The following is a 16,533-nucleotide window of genomic DNA, read 5'->3' on the forward strand; positions in this document are numbered from 1 at the left end:
ATTCACGGCTGTATTCGTTTCCTATATTAAGATAATCTTTTTGTGCCTATTACTTAAATCTAGGTATAAGAAGACGATAGCGAGTCTCTGATTGGCATTTCACTGTCAGGGTTAAGGGCATCTATAAACTGGTTCAATAGCTTAAAAACCTTGTTGTGTGGGGTTGTTGGTTATCTAGCTCGCAAAATTGGAGCAAAATCATAAGACCCTAGCGCATATATATAGTCAGGATGTCCTAATAGTATCAGTGTGTAAATGCCCTGACGGCAGCAACGCCAGCTGATGAGACTTTTATGGGTGTCGCACTCATCTGACTAAAACAGAATCGGTTGAACAAGCTTTTGGAGCCAGCAAATGTCCACTTTCGATCTCGGTTTACTGAATACCTCTTACAACACAACAGATGCTCTTAGCGTTGCCTATCCATCTGACAGGTATAACTTTACAATTGGCGATAGTAACAGTTTAAAGTTATCGCTCACTGACATCAGCACGACTGTAGACTGGCAACTCAAAAACGGTGAGGGAATGACGCTGCGAGGTGGCTCAGTTAACCCCGCCAATTTAGAAGCGATTAACCTGTCGGATTTGGCAGTAGGGGGGTATTCTTTTGAGCTTTCGCAAGCGGGTGGCGATACCAAGTATACCCTGAACCTTGACCCCCTCACCCGCTTGGAGGTAGAATCGGGATTTTTCACCGTAGGACAAACCGGACAAGTGGGAGTTGATTACTTAATTGACGGTGGCGGATACCAAGGTGAATTGGGGATTTTCAGTTTGACGGGAATGGAGGGATTTGCACCAGGTTCGGAAGCATTTATCAAAGAAACTTCTCGGCGGGTATTAAGTAACTCGACAGAAGGTTATGTCGCCATAACAGATTCTACGGAAGGAGCCAAGTTCAGCCCCACTTTTCCTTGGGGCGATAACCAAAACAGTGGTGAATATAAAAATATTAAGACATTTGCGATGAAACCTGGGGATAAATTTGGTTTCATGCTTGTCCCTAATGGTAGAGTACAAGAAGTATTTAATAATCCCAATATTGGTGGAGCAAAACGTCCGTTATTTTCTTTGGTAACTGCTAACCCGAATGAGGCGTTCCATGTCGGTCAAATTGCCGATGTAATTGGTGATGGCAAAACTTTCGTGATGGAGGATAAGAGGGTTGATAGCGGATCGGATAAAGATTATAACGATTTAGTTTTTCGGGTAACTGGTGCGACGGGAAAAGCAGTTAATTTGGATGAGGTAATTGACCCAGGTAAGGATTGGCGATCGGAAAAAATTGGCGACGAATTACGAGATTACATTAACACTGCTCCTAAGTCTTTGCAATTCACGACAAAATCGCAATTCACGACAAAATCGCTTTATAAAGCAGGTGAAATAGTCAACCTTACCGATGCTACAGTTTACGACGAAAACGGAGATCTAATGAAAATAGATTTCTGGGTGAAAAAGCAGAATGAAGTTGAATGGGTTGATATCAAAGATGCCGAAACTTTTACCTTTAATGAGAATTTGGCTAGCTTTAATTACTCGATAGATAATTTGCTGGCTGGTGCTTATCAAATTAAGGCGATCGCATTTGATAAATTCGAGCATCAAAGTGAAGAAATAGTTCGGGATTTTCGGATTAATGCCGCTCCCAAAGACTTGCAATTTAGCCTTTTAAAAGATACTTACGATGTTGGCGAAACAATAATTATTACGGGTGGTCAAGTTTATGATGGCGATGGAATTGATGACTTAGCTAAAGTAGATCTGTTTTTGAAAAAAGACAATGGTGATTGGCCAGATATCGGAGATAATATCACCAGTTTCAACGCTGGTGGTGGAAATAATAACTTGGCTAATTTCAGCAAAGATTTAACAATATCCGAAGCTGGGAGTTACCAGATCAAAGGCGTAACTTATGACAAAGCTGGTGACGTTAGCAATGTGGTAATTCATAACATTACCGTTCAAAGTAAAACTGTCGATCCAGAACCAAACTCACCGCCAGAACAATTGCAATTTAACTTATTACCATCTTACACGATCGGTCAAACAGTCAGCATTAACGATGCTAAAGTTTACGATCAAAATGGCGAGAGTGACCTGAAAAATGTGAAGTTAAATTTGTACAAAGATAACGATAACATTCCACAGGAAATTACTGTCAATATTGTGGATGATAGTAAAGGTGGAGACGGTTGGGGAACTTTTAATTATTCTTGGAGTAATTTACTAGAAGGGAATTATCGGTTAGAGGCGATCGCTTATGATAAATTCGGCGCAAAAGATGAAACGAGCCGAATCTTTTCCGTCGTCGGTCAACCCACCACACCACCACCAATAACCAATTTACCACCGAAACAATTGCAATTGAATTTATTGCCATCTTATACAGTCGATCAAACAGTCACTTTTACGAATGCCAAAGTATACGATGAAAATGGTGAGATTGACCTGGACAAAATAAGTTTAGACTTGTACAAAGATAACGTTAAATTGGGCAATTATACTGTCGGACTCGTGGATGATGGTATGCTTGCAGACAACTGGGGAACTTTTAATATTTCTTTCGATCGGTTAGAGATTGGAAATTATCGAATTGAAGCCAAAGCATACGATGACTTCGGCGCAACAGATGAAGACACTGCTGAGTTTAAGGTCATTCCTCTGCTGAATCAAGCACCTGAAGATCTGCGATTTAGTATTTTGCCTCTCTATACTAATAAAGAGACAATTAGTTTCAGCGGTGCTAGAGTTTTCGATGCAGACGGAACAAACGACTTAGAAAAAATAGATTTTCAGTTAAAACGTTCTGACGGTATATTCTTCGATATTCCCGACGTTACGCAATTTACAACTGATAGTAAAGGTCGGGCGAGATTCGATTACAATTACGATTTGAATGAATTAGCACCAGGTCAATATCAGTTGCGGGGAATTGCCCAAGATAAAGAGGGAAATTTCAGTAATGAAGCTTTCGAGAATTTTGCTCTAATTAGCGATCCGGGGGGAGATGGGTTATCGGATGACGTGCGGTTAGCCATAGCAGAAGCGGCAGATTTGGGAAATTATACGCCAGAGGAATTAGCTGCAACGCGAGAATGGGTAGTTTGGCTAACTCCGGGTAATTCTTCTGCTGAACTAGCCGAAATTGCGGGAGCGGAAGATTTGGGTGCTACCGGACATATTCCCAATACTTATATTTGGAAATTTGCTGAAGGAAGCGTTGCACAAGATGTGCTCAACAACTTAGGAGGAATCAGCGGAGTGGAATTAGCTTATCCGCAAGCTCCAGTGGAACTAAAATTGCTGTATCAACCCCAAGATCCTCTCTTTTCCGAACAGTGGAATTTGCGACAAACAAAAGTTCCTGATGCTTGGAATTCCGTGCGAGGAAGGAACACAACCATTGCTGTTGTTGATGACGGAATAGCATACCAACACAAAGAATTGCAAGCTCGTTATAATCCCTTGCTCAGTTGGGATTTTAGCGATGGCGATGCCGATCCGACACCAAGCTCGAACAAAACTTTTACCCAAACGAACCAAGGTGTTACAGATAGCGGATATACTTCAGATCCGGTTGTTCAGAGATTAGATATTACATTTAAACAGCCTGTTAATTTAACAGGTATGGTAACGGATGTAAATGTTAGTTTCAACCTGAAGGAATTTTTGTCTCCCGATCTACCTAGTCTCACTGATTTAAAAATATTTTTGTACAGTCCTAAAGAATCTGCTTTCGATCCCGGAAGTTGGTTTAACAGTAAGTCTCCCTCCTGGTGGCCTGGAAAAGAGGATTTGCTATTTGAACAAAAAGTCGAACTGAAAATCCAAGAAGATGGAACGGTGGCATTCAACAGAGACAAATTGACTGGTTCTTATGCAGGAGGCGATTGGAAATTAGTCATCGATAATCCGAATCCTGATATTTACAACTACTATAAGATGTACCGACTCAGTAAAGAAATTTTCAACAGTTGGTCGCTTCAATTACAAACTCTGAATCCGCACGGAACGGCAGTAGCGGGGGTGGCAGTTGCCAGTGAAAATGCTAGCGGAATTGTCGGCGTAGCTCCTGAAGCTCGATTAGCCGGACTGCGGTTGATTGGTAATATCGATCCATTTATAGGCACTTATAAATCGAAAGGTGAATTAATAGCCAACGCATTGTTCGATCGAATTCGCAATCAGGGTATCGACATCTTCAATAATAGTTGGGCATTGAAATATATGCACCGACAACCTCTCGCTTTAGATGCGCTGGAAGATGGGGCAAAATCTGGACGAAGCGGATTGGGGAATAGCTATGTTTTTGCGGCTGGAAATGAAGGAATGTGGGGTGGAAATGTTAACTACAATTCCTTTGCTAATTCTCGTCATGCGATCGCTGTTGCTGCGATCGACAACACGGGCGTTCACGCATCCTACAGTACCCCTGGAGCCTCCATTTTAGTTTCAGCCCCTTCTGGCAACGGTAAAAAGGATGACGAATCCGATGGTGCTGGTGTTTATACAACCTCAATTACCACCTCGCACGGCTACGCAGACGACTTTACCGGAACTTCAGCCGCTGCACCTTTAGTGTCGGGTGCGATCGCTTTAATGTTAGAAGCCAATCCTAATTTAACCTCTCGCGATGTACAGCATATTTTGGTCAAAACCGCTCAACCTACTGATGTAGTTCGCGATGCTTCAGGTAAGATTCAAGCAGGCAACGGTTGGACGAAAAATCAAGCCGGATATTGGTTTAATCACAAGTATGGTTTTGGAGTAATAGATGTAGATAAAGCAGTAGCAATGGCTGCGAGTTGGACACCTGTAGAGAGAGAAACGGTAATTCTATCCGGCACGCAAAACGTCAATGAAGAAATTCCAAATGGTAATGGAAAGGCAGATAGTTCGACAACTAAAGTTGAGCGAGACATCACTATAGAAAAAGTTGAAGTGATGTTGGATGTCGAGCATACAAATTGGACTGATTTGAAAGTAGTCCTCACTGCTCCAGATGGCACTACGTCGGAATTAGCTAAATCCATTTCCAACGATTTGGCTTCACTGAAATATGACGAAAAATGGTGGACGTTTACATCAGTGCGTCATTGGGGAGAATCTTCTAAAGGCGAGTGGAAGTTACAAGTTTTTGATGAAAAAGGAAATGAGTTTGAGGGGGAATGGAATAGTTGGAAGTTGAATATTTACGGAACTAAACCAACCTTAAATGTGACTGTGACAGATCCGAATGCTGCGGAAGGAGGCGATTCAGGTGAGTTTACGATTACTAGAACAGGGAATATAAAAAACGATTTGATAGTGAATTATTCTCTTGTAGGTAATGCTATCAACGGTGTAGATTATACTGCGCCAAATGGAAATATTCGGATTTCTGCTGGCGAATCGAAAGTTACCATTCCCATCACTCCTCTTGAGGATGCGATATCTGAAGGAAATGAGGCTGTAGTTATCAATTTAATTAATAGCAGTGCTTATAGTGTAGGAACACAGCGCAGCGATCGGGTGGCGATCGCAGATAATGATACACCGCCAGAACTATTTAGTGATATTAGCGCTTTCCTAGTTGGTATAGAAAATGGTTCTGTAGATTGGGGTGACTATGATAACGACGGCGATCTTGATATCTTAATGACCGGATGGAACGGCTCATCTATTATTTCTAAGATATATCGCAATGATGGCGGCAGCTTCATGGATATTAATGCCTCTCTTATCGGGGTAATAACGGGTCAGGCCAAATGGGGGGATTATGACAACGATGGCGATCTCGATATACTTCTGACAGGAGCTAGATATGTTGGGACACCTGAATATTTCTCGAAAGTTTACCGAAATGATAGCGGCAGCTTCATTGATATCAATGCACCTCTATTAAATGTCGGATCTAGTACTGCAAGTTGGGGTGATTATGATAATGATGGAGATCTAGATATTCTCTTAACTGGTTCCAATGATTCAGGTCGTTTTTCCAAAATTTATCGCAATGACAAGGGTAGTTTTATTGACATCAACGCTCCTCTGATTGGTGTTAGGGCGAGTGCAGTAGCTTGGGGTGATTATGATAATGACGGCGATTTGGATATTTTACTGGGGGGGTTAGCTAGTTCAGGTGATATTGTCTCAAAAATTTACCGCAATCAAGGTGGCAGTTTCACTGAAATTGGCACTAATCTGCCAGGTGTGACAGACGGCTCCCTGGCTTGGGGAGATTATGACAACGACGGTGACCTTGATATTCTGATGACTGGCTGGAGTGGCTCATCTGAAGTTTCCAAAATATACCGAAATGACAGTGGTAGTTTCACTGATATTTCTGCATCATTGGCAAGCGGTTGGAATAATTCTGCCGCTTGGGGAGATTATGACAATGATGGTGACCTAGATATCCTTTTGACAGGAACTTACAGCGCTAAAGTTTACCAGAATAATGGTGGTAGCTTTATCGACATTGATGTCCCTTTGGCAACTGTTTACAACAGCCGTAACCAAGCTGCTGCATGGGGTGATTATGACAAAGATGGCGACTTAGATATTCTCTTGACGGGACGTGATAGCTCAGCTAATCGAGTAGCCAAAATATACCGAAATAATAGTGTGAGTTTTAATAATCTTCCCGCAATGCCAACAGGTCTTAAAGCTTCAGTTAATGGCACTTCTGTCGCCTTCAACTGGAACCCAGCCACCGATGCTCAAACACCGCCAAACGCCCTAACCTACAACCTACGAGTAGGAATAACGCCTAGTGGTTCAGATATTATGTCCCCGATGGCTGGTGTCAATGGTACGCGCAAAGTTGTTCAAATGGGGAATGTCAATCAAAACACAGACTGGACTTTGAATAATTTGAAACCAGGTACATATTACTGGAGTGTTCAGGCAATTGATAGTGCGTTTGCGGGTTCGGCATTTGCAACAGAAGGCAGCTTTACAGTTGTTGCTAATTCGATTGTTGCTGACTCAGTACAAGACTTCTCGTTTACCCAAGGTCAAAACAATTGGTACTACGGTTATTACGATGGCAATTTAACCAGTCAAGACTTCAAACAATTTACTGTGGCCGATCCCGATCCTTCTTTTGGATGGATTGTCAATGGGACAAATTATTATAACTCGACCTATTGGACATTTGTCGGCCCGACTGACATCCATCCGAGTGGATTAGCACCTTCAACTCGGACTAGCAACGAACAATGGGCGACTCGTCGTTGGATTAGCGAAGTTGGCGGTACAATTAACCTATCTGGCACGCTGAAGAAAATAAGTACGGCTGGCGGAAATGGTATTGTTGGACGTATTTATGTCGATGGTGTTCAAGTTTGGTCGCAGGAGATTGTTTACAACGATGATGTTGGAGTTAATTACAATTTCAATACAACAGTTAACCCTGGTTCTAAAGTAGATTTTGTTCTCGATCCGAAAGATAGCGAACAATTCCACGATCGCTCTTTGTTTACATCTGTTGTCACCAAGATAGGGTAATTTAATCATCGTTGTTAAAATCTGTCATTAGCCAAAATTAATGACGATCTCTAAAATTTTGGAATTTGGCGCACTCTACTGAATCTAATGCTAAGGCAAGAAACCCGGTTTTTTAGAAAAACCGGGTTTCTTTAAGTGTTCAAAACTATCTCTTAGTTTAGTTAGCGATACAATTAATAAATACGATCGCACTAGAAAGGTCGGCTTATGATACCGCAACTGGCAACTCCCACCGAAACCGAGATCGTCTACCCTGAAAACGACGGTAATCCAATGTCAGACAACACGAAACAATTTAAATGGATTGTGGTAATTAAGGAAAACTTAGAAATCCTCTTTGCCAACGACCCCAATGTGTTTGTGGCTGGCGACTTGCTATGGTATCCCGTCGAAAAAGACAACAAAACTCGTCAAGCTCCTGATGCTATGGTTGCATTTGGTAGACCGAAAGGCGATCGCGGTTCCTACCAACAGTGGAAAGAAGACAACATCCCTCCCCAAGTTGTGTTTGAGATTCTTTCTCCGGGAAACACACTGAAGGAGATGGCAAAAAAACTTCAGTTTTATAACCGTTTTGGTGTTGAAGAATATTATATTTACAACCCAGACACAATAGACTTGACAGGTTGGTTGCGTTCTGATGCAGGATTAGAAGTGATTGATGTTATGGAGGGGTGGGTGAGTCCCAGACTGGAGATAAGGTTTGAAATCGCAGATGAACTCCAGATTTTTGCACCATCAGGCGAAAGGTTTATGACTTCTGTACAATTGGCTCAACTGAGAGAGCAGGAACGTCAACGTGCTGAAACAGAACGCCTTCGTGCTGAACAGGAACGCCTTCGTGCTGAAAATGAACGCCTTCGTGCTGAAAATGAACGCCAACGCGCTGAACAAGCGGAAGCGCGATCGCAAATGTTAGAGGCGCGACTGAGAGAATTGGGGATCGATCCTGATACTTAAAGATTAGACCTCTCCTTTCAAAGATTGTAGAGACGTTGCATGAAACGTCTCTACAAGGGTTATAGGTAACCTGAATTATTTGCGATCGCCTTCATCATTAACAAATCTACTCATCCCATCGTCCCATCTTGCGTAGCGAGACAATTAATAAACACGATTGCACTAGAAAGGTCGGCTTATGATACCGCAACTGGCAACTCCCACCGAAACCGAGATCGTCTACCCCGAAAACGACGGTAACCCCATGTCAGACAATACCGAACAATTTAAATGGATTGTTTTGATTAAAGAAAACTTAGAAATCGTCTTTGCCAACGATCCCAACATATTTGTAGCTGGCGACTTACTTTGGTATCCCGTCGAAGGCGACAACAAAACTCGTCAAGCACCTGATGCTATGGTTGCATTTGGTAGACCGAAAGGAAAAAGGGGTTCCTATCAACAATGGAAAGAAGATAACATCCCTCCCCAAGTTGTGTTTGAGATTCTTTCGCCGGGAAATACACTGAAGGAGATGGCAAAAAAACTTCAGTTTTATAACCGTTTTGGTGTTGAAGAATATTATATTTACAACCCAGACACAATAGACTTGACAGGTTGGTTGCGTTCTGATGCAGGATTAGAAGTGATTGATGTTATGGAGGGGTGGGTGAGTCCCAGACTGGAGATAAGGTTTGAAATCGCAGATGAACTCCAGATTTTTTCACCATCAGGTGAACGGTTTATGACTTCTGTAGAATTGGCTCAATTGAAAGAGCAAGAACGTCAACGTGCTGAAACTGAACGCCTTCGTGCTGAAACTGAACGCCAACGCGCTGAACAAGCAGAAGCGCGACTACAAATACTAGAAGCGCGACTGAGGGAATTGGGGATCGATCCTGATGCTTAAAAATTGTACGTAACTTTAATTATTTGCGATCGCTCCGACGACGTATGGATGGAAAAAATTAGCAAGTAAAAGAGGCGCGATCGCATCTTACCCCAAATACATAAGCTGTAGGGGCGGGTTTGGCAGATAATTTGTCGGTAACAAGACAGGGATAATGGCTAAACCCGCCCCTCCGAAGTGCGATCGCTAAACTAAAATAAAACTAGCCAATCCTCAAGATTCTGTTTTCCTTATGCTGGAACAACTCGCCACTCCCACCCAACCAGATATCATCTATCCCGAAAACGACGGTCAACCCATGTCAGGTAACACCGAACAGTTTAAATGGATCGTTGTGATTAAGGAAAACTTAGAAATCTTATTTGCCAACGACCCAAATGTGTTTGTCGCTGGCGACTTACTGTGGTATCCAGTCCACAGAGACAACAAAACTCGTCAAGCTCCTGATGCTATGGTTGCATTTGGTAGACCGAAAGGCGATCGCGGTTCCTACCAACAGTGGAAAGAAGACAACATCCCTCCCCAAGTTGTGTTTGAGATTCTTTCTCCGGGAAATACCCTCAAGGAGATGGCAAAAAAACTCCAGTTCTATAACCGCTATGGCGTTGAAGAATATTATATTTACAACCCAGACACAATAGACTTGACAGGTTGGTTGCGTTCTGATGCAGGATTAGAAGTGATTGATGTTATGGAGGGGTGGGTGAGTCCCAGACTGGAGATAAGGTTTGAAATCGCAGATGAACTCCAGATTTTTTCACCATCAGGTGAACGGTTCACCACTTCTGTAGAATTAGCTCAACTGAGAGAACAGGAACGCCTTCGTGCTGAACAGGAACGCCTTCGCGCTCAACAAGCGGAAGCGCGACTACAAATACTAGAAGCGCGACTACGGGAATTGGGGATAGATCCTAATAATTGAACAGAAAATGTTGAGCGCTTTCGTTATGACAGTAGCGCTAGATAAGACAAAAGACCAACGGCTAGTCCACTCTGGCATGAGTTGGCAACAGTTCAAGTTACTTCAGGAGAGCTTTGCCGACTCACCAGGAATCCGACTCGCTTATTACAAAGGACAGGTTGAAATCTTGACACTTTCCCCTGACCACGAATCAATCAGCAGGATGATTGCATTTTTACTCTGTCAATACTTTCTGAACAAAAACATTGAATTCAACCCATTAGGTAGCTTTACCCAAGAGAAAGAACAGGAAGTTTCGGCCCAAGCTGACGAATCCTTTGCCATTGGTAGCTCTACAGCCACTACCCCTGACCTCGTTGTGGAAGTGATCTTTACCAGTGGTAGCGATCGCTTTCTTGAGCGCTATAAAGTTTTAGGTGTCCCTGAAGTCTGGTTTTGGGAAGATGGTTTATTCAGGCTCTACCGTTTGCGGGAATCAGGATACGATCGGATAGAGCGATCGGAAATTTTGCCAGATTTGGATATCAACCTGCTGACTCGTTGCGTAATGATGGCTTCTAAACTGGAAGCTCTGAAAGTGTTTCAACAGGAAATCGATCGAGCTTAGTTAAATATCTAATGCAAATTTATAATTATAGGATTAGGTATGTTGTTGCGATGCCGCGCTCTTATGACAACTGGGATAAAAGCGCGGCATCGCAACAACGTACCTAGAAAGCAACTTGAGTTAGTTAAGTGGACTCTGGAACGTGGTATCATCTCAAACGAATCGGGTTAATTCCAGATTTTGCACTTTCCCATACGCCCGCCAGCGATTGACATAAGTAGGGGCACGGCATCCGAGATATTTCGGACTGGAGAATAAGGTTATTTATGCCGTGCCCCTACACAACTGGTTGAAAGTGCAGTCCATTTATTTTCTGTTTTATCATGACTGAGAGCAAGCAAAGCAAAAAAGGTAAAAATATCTGTATACTACTTTACCTTTTCGGGTTCCCTTCTTTAGCAGCGGCGCAAATCGTTCCCGATGCCACTTTGCCTGTTAATTCCACGGTCAACATTCAAGGAAACACCTTTGTTATCGACAAAGGAACCCAAATAGGCAGCAATTTATTCCACAGTTTTCAAGAATTTTCTTTACCAACTAATACGACAGCCCACTTCGACAATGCCACAACAATTCAAAATATTTTCAATCGAGTTACGGGTGGTTCTCTATCCGACATTGATGGATTAATTAAGGCTAACGGTACTGCCAATTTATTTCTAATCAATCCTAACGGAATTATTTTCGGTCGGAATGCGTCACTCAATATTGGTGGATCGTTTTTAGCGACTACAGCAAATAGCATCATTTTTAAAGATGGCAGTCAGTTCAGCGCTATCAATCCCCAAGCACCACCTTTACTAAACATTAATGTACCCATTGGTTTGCAATTTAATGGAAACCCAGGCCAAATTGTTAACAAATCTCAAGCGAATGTAAATGGATTGCCTAACAGCATCGGTGCTTTTATTACTGGTTTGCAAGTCCCAGATGGTAAAAGTTTGGCACTTATTGGCGGTGATATTCTTCTTGAGGGGGGAAATTTGACTGCTTTGGGAGGAAGAATTGAACTGGGAAGTGTGGCTGGTTTAAGTACGGTCAGCCTAAGTGCGATCGATAATGGTTGGATAGTGGGATACGAAGGTGTCCAAAATTTTCAAGACATTTCTATGTCTGAACAATCTGTAGTAGATGCAAGTGGCTATATTTTATTTCCTCCAACGTCCGAATCTCCTCCTGAATTTCGTCCTATTAACGAAGGGAAAAGTGGCGATATCCAGGTTAGAAGCCGTAGCTTAACCCTCAATAATTCAGGAATTACAACGGGTAATGCAGGGATTGAAACGGGGGGTACTTTAACCATAACTGCCGATACCATCAAAGTAAGTGGAGCTTTAATCGATTCTCCTGACTTTGTTCTGGTTGGTGGATTATTTACCCAAACAATAGATGCTGGTGCGGCTGGAAATTTAACAATTACAACTAGAGAGTTAACCATCGAAAATGGCTCTCAAGTATCAACTGGTACGTTTTCTTACCCTAAACAGGATGGAACTTGGTTTTTTCCCACCGGAAAGGGTGGAACTTTGACAGTAACCGCTTCCGATTCAGTCACGTTAAGTGGTAGAACAAGCGATCCGGAGATTGGTAGCGGTTTGTTTAGTCAATCTGAAAGTTTTGGAAATGCTGGTGATTTGAATATTACTACGAAAAGATTAATTGTTCAAGATGGAGCAGAGGTTTCTTCCAGTTCTATGTATGCTGGCAAAGCGGGTAATTTGACTGTGCGAGCTTCTGAATCAGTGGAAGTGAGCGGAGGAAGAGATTACATATTTGAAAACTCTCCGCCTAAATTTTCTCCCAGTTCTATAGTTTCTCAAGTGGAGGGAAAAGCGACAGGAGCGGAATCAATTTTAACTGTGGAAACCAGCAATTTGGCTGTGCGAGATGGGGGAAGAATATCAGCTTCTACTATCAGCAAAGAGCCAGGGGGAAATGTGATTGTTAATGTCGATCGCATTACCCTGGAAAACGGCGGACAAATCACAGCTTTAACAGTTGGTGAAGGAAAAGGAGGTACTTTAACTATAAATGCCAGAGAATTTATTGAAATAATTGGTACTAGAAATAGCGATCCTAGTGGCTTGTTTACTCAGTCTCAAAGTTCGGGAGATGCTGGTGATTTAATAGTTTCGACAGGACGGTTAACTATTCGAGAAGGAGGAGCGATATCAGCAGATACTCAACTGGACGGAAAAGGGGGTTCTATTACGATAAATACAGGAGATGCTGTTGAATTAATCGGACTTTCATCTGCGACAGTCGATCCTGAAGATCCCAACTTTTCACCTGCTGTCAGAAATGATAGGAGATTACCCAGTCGGATTACGGCGATAACGCAAGGAACGGGAAATGCGGGAAGTGTGACGATTAATGCAGAAGAATTAACGGTAAGCGATGGTGCAACGGTAGCACTAAATGCCAAATCAGGTGGAGGTTCGGCGGGTGATTTGAATGTGCAAGCCGATCGAATTATTCTTTTTAATGATAGCGCGATCGCAGCTGCAACAGAATTAGGTCAAGGTGGAAATATCCGCTTAATTTCTGAAGATATCCAATTGCGAAATAGCCGCATATCTACCAGTGCTAGTGAGGGAGATTTGCGGGGAGATGGCGGTAATATTACGATTAGAACAGATACAATTGTCGGGTTAGAAAATAGCGATATTTCTGCTGATGGTTTTGATAGCGGCGGCGTTATCGATATTCAAACTCAAGGAATATTTGGGTTAGTCGCTTCAACAAGAGAAGAACTAGCAAATATTTTGGGCGATCGCAATATTAGAGATTTCGATCCTAACGAATTATCTACTAACGATATCACTGCCATTTCGCGTCGCGATCCTTCCCTCAGCGGTGTGGTGAATATTCAAACACCAGATGTCGATCCCGCTCGAGGACTCGTCGAACTGGCACAAAATTTTGCTCCCCCGCAAGCTACGGCTAACCTTTGTTCTTTAGTTGGAGAAAACTTGGAATTTACTAATGTCGGACGGGGTGGTTTACCGCCGAATCCTAGAGAAGCGCTTAATCTCGGTGTGGCGAGCGATCGCACAACTTCAGATAATTATAATTCTCCACCTCAACAGATTGTAGAAGCTCAAGGGTGGATTGTTGGCGAGAATGGCGAGATTATTCTCACAGATAAAGTACCTTTTATTATGGGTAACAGGGTTTTTCATTCAGCAGTTTGTGGTGCAGGTGTGCGATGAAGTTGGGAATATTTCTACAGAAAACTATTCAAAGGATTTTGCTGGTTTTGGTGACAGCATTGTTGTGTATCGTCGCGGAGCCTATTTTTGCAAAAGTACCTTATATTAATCAATTAAACCATCGAGAAAAGATTAGCCGCAATTCGATCGAAGAAGCCAGAGATTTGCAAGCAGACGGTTTTTATCGCCGCGCTTGCACTTCGTTATTGCAAGCTTTGGAACGTTCCGATATCGAATGTAAAAATTTAATTCGCGATGGAATGTCCGAGCGGGTGAAAGAAATTTTTCCTATTTTACCAGCTACTCCACACAGGGCGATCGGATTGAGGAATTTGGGCGATATACTGCGAATGGTAGGCGCTCTCAAAACTTCGGAGAAGGTGCTGGAGCAAAGTTTGGAAATCTCTAATTCTTTATCGCTTAATCAAGAAATAGGTGCGTCTCATTTTAGTTTGGGCAATACTAAACGCGCGTTGGGAAAAAGAGCGCAAAATTTTCAGGAAACCGAAAAGATTGGCAATTACTATAAAGAAGCTTTAGAACATTACGATCTGGCAATTGCTACATCTAGTTCGGATTCGATCGATCTGCGAGCAAAGCTGAATAAGTTCAGCCTTGCGATCGAAAATTATCCGGTGTCTAATCTAGATGATTTGTGGCTAGAAATTAAGGAGCAAGTTGAAAAATTACCTGCTAATTTGGAGGCGGTTTACGCTCGTATATATTTGGCTGAGAGTTTAACTTGCCTGAAATTGCAAAAAATGGGGAAAGAAGAGCGATCGCGGCTTTTGTTTCCGCTACCTCCTATCGCCAATCTGTGCATGAAAGAAAAAGAAACAAAGACATTGTTAACTAAGTCACCGGAGTGGGAATATATCGGACAGTTATTGGCGATGGCGGCGCAACAAGGCGAAAGATTAAAAGATGTGCGATCGCAATCTTATGCACTAGGAAATTTAGGCGAACTTTACGAAATTAACCAGCAATTACCTTATGCTACAGAAATTACTCAAAAAGCACTTGTTATTGCTAGACCTCAGCTATTGAACGATATTGCCTATCGCTTGGAATGGCAATTTGGAAGACTGAGTATCAAGACGCAAAAGGATATAAAGTTTGCGATCGCGGCTTACACTGGAGCGGTTAATTCTCTTAAATTTTTACGCAAAGATTTAGCAGCACTCAATCCCGATCTTCAGTTCAATTTTCGAGATGAAGTAGAACCAATTTATCGCCAATTAGTCGAATTACTCTTAGAACCTGAAGCGGGAGAAAATAAACCAAGTCAGGTTAATTTAAAACAGGCTCGTCAAGCGATCGAAGATTTACAATTAGCAGAATTAGATAATTTCTTGAGAGACGCCTGTGCTGATGCTAAACCAGAACAAATAGACAATATCCTTGATAAATATGATGTGACAGCCGCAGCCATTTATCCGATTATTTTACCAAATAAATTGGCAGTTATTCTGAAGCTCCCAAAAGAAGAATTGCGTTACCACTCGGTTGATAAAAATAAAAATGAAGTGGAAAAAGTTCTGAGAGAACTCCTGACCGAACTTAAAAAAAGTTATTCTTCTCCCGAAGGTAAGGTATTATCAGCACAAGTTTATGACTGGCTAATCCGACCCGCTGAAGTAGACTTGAAAAAAAGTGGAGTCAAAACTTTAGTATTTGTGCTGGATGGTTCACTGAGAAATATTCCAATGGCTGCTCTTTATGACAGACAGCAATATCTAATCGAGAATTACGCTATCGCCCTAGCGCCCGGTTTGCAACTGTTAGAAACTAAACCTACCGCACGGGAAAAATTAAAAGTTCTGGGTGCTGGAGTGAGCGTTGAACAAACAATCGATGGGAAAATATTCACCTCACTACCCAATGTCAAAAGTGAATTGGAACAAGTCAAGAAAACCCTACCGACCGAAATTCTGCTCGATCGATATTTTACCAATATAAATTTGCAATCGCAGCTTAATTCAACGCCATTTTCTGTAATTCATATCGCGACTCACGGTGAATTCAGTTCAAATCCAGAGCAAACTTATGTTGTTGCTTGGGGTAAACGCCTTGAAGTCACAGATTTAGACAATTTACTTCGGACTAGCAATCGAAGAGAATCTCAAAATATCGAATTACTAATTCTTTCGGCTTGCGAGACTGCTAAAGGGGATACAAGAGCTACTTTGGGACTTGCTGGAGTTGCTGTGAGAGCGGGCGCACGCAGTACGATCGCTTCTTTATGGCGAGCAGAGGATAATTATAGTGCCGCTCTATTTGTTGAGTTTTACAAACAATTAATCGCCGATCCAAATATCCCAAAAACTAAAGCCCTCCGTCAAGCTCAACTAAAGCTTATACATGATAGACCGAGCATTACTCCATACCAATGGGCTTCTTATATTTTAGTAGGAAATTGGCAATAGTCATGTCATTAGTCATTAGTCAT

At 42.2% G+C, this 16,533-nt stretch carries 7 protein-coding genes; all 7 read left to right on the plus strand.

Features of this window, described 5'->3' with window-relative positions; all coding sequences use genetic code 11:
• Positions 1-354 precede the first annotated feature (354 nt).
• Complete coding sequence (locus tag LAY41_RS05485) at positions 355-7,494, plus strand: S8 family serine peptidase (RefSeq protein ID WP_249095020.1); 7,140 nt, start codon at positions 355-357, stop codon at positions 7,492-7,494.
• Between the two features lie 207 nt (positions 7,495-7,701).
• Positions 7,702-8,454 (plus strand): Uma2 family endonuclease, encoded by a 753-nt coding sequence (locus LAY41_RS05490; protein ID WP_249095022.1) that lies wholly within the window; start codon positions 7,702-7,704, stop codon positions 8,452-8,454.
• Between the two features lie 178 nt (positions 8,455-8,632).
• Positions 8,633-9,343 carry a Uma2 family endonuclease gene (locus LAY41_RS05495; RefSeq protein WP_249095024.1) on the plus strand — a complete coding sequence of 237 codons (711 nt, stop codon included), beginning with the start codon at positions 8,633-8,635 and terminating at the stop codon, positions 9,341-9,343.
• 232 nt (positions 9,344-9,575) lie between these two features.
• Complete coding sequence (locus LAY41_RS05500; RefSeq protein WP_249095026.1) at positions 9,576-10,265, plus strand: Uma2 family endonuclease; 690 nt, start codon at positions 9,576-9,578, stop codon at positions 10,263-10,265.
• A 25-nt stretch (positions 10,266-10,290) separates the two neighbouring features.
• Positions 10,291-10,872 carry a Uma2 family endonuclease gene (locus LAY41_RS05505; protein ID WP_249095028.1) on the plus strand — a complete coding sequence of 194 codons (582 nt, stop codon included), beginning with the start codon at positions 10,291-10,293 and terminating at the stop codon, positions 10,870-10,872.
• 323 nt (positions 10,873-11,195) lie between these two features.
• A complete protein-coding gene (locus LAY41_RS05510; RefSeq protein WP_249095030.1) occupies positions 11,196-14,084 on the plus strand; it encodes a two-partner secretion domain-containing protein in 2,889 nt (962 codons plus the stop codon).
• Positions 14,081-16,510: a CHAT domain-containing protein gene (locus LAY41_RS05515; protein ID WP_249095032.1), complete on the plus strand. Its 2,430-nt coding sequence runs from the start codon at positions 14,081-14,083 to the stop codon at positions 16,508-16,510. Before LAY41_RS05510 ends, LAY41_RS05515 begins: the two co-directional genes overlap by 4 nt.
• The last annotated feature ends 23 nt before the right edge of the window (positions 16,511-16,533 follow it).

The sequence above is a fragment of the Argonema galeatum A003/A1 genome, assembly GCF_023333595.1.
GTDB lineage: Bacteria > Cyanobacteriota > Cyanobacteriia > Cyanobacteriales > Aerosakkonemataceae > Argonema > Argonema galeatum.

Coding starts and splice junctions, on each gene's coding strand:
- LAY41_RS05485 (WP_249095020.1), top strand. CDS start 355: ATGTCCACTTTCGATCTCGGTTTACTGAATACCTCTTACAACACAACA.
- LAY41_RS05490 (WP_249095022.1), top strand. CDS start 7,702: ATGATACCGCAACTGGCAACTCCCACCGAAACCGAGATCGTCTACCCT.
- LAY41_RS05495 (WP_249095024.1), top strand. CDS start 8,633: ATGATACCGCAACTGGCAACTCCCACCGAAACCGAGATCGTCTACCCC.
- LAY41_RS05500 (WP_249095026.1), top strand. CDS start 9,576: ATGCTGGAACAACTCGCCACTCCCACCCAACCAGATATCATCTATCCC.
- LAY41_RS05505 (WP_249095028.1), top strand. CDS start 10,291: ATGACAGTAGCGCTAGATAAGACAAAAGACCAACGGCTAGTCCACTCT.
- LAY41_RS05510 (WP_249095030.1), top strand. CDS start 11,196: ATGACTGAGAGCAAGCAAAGCAAAAAAGGTAAAAATATCTGTATACTA.
- LAY41_RS05515 (WP_249095032.1), top strand. CDS start 14,081: ATGAAGTTGGGAATATTTCTACAGAAAACTATTCAAAGGATTTTGCTG.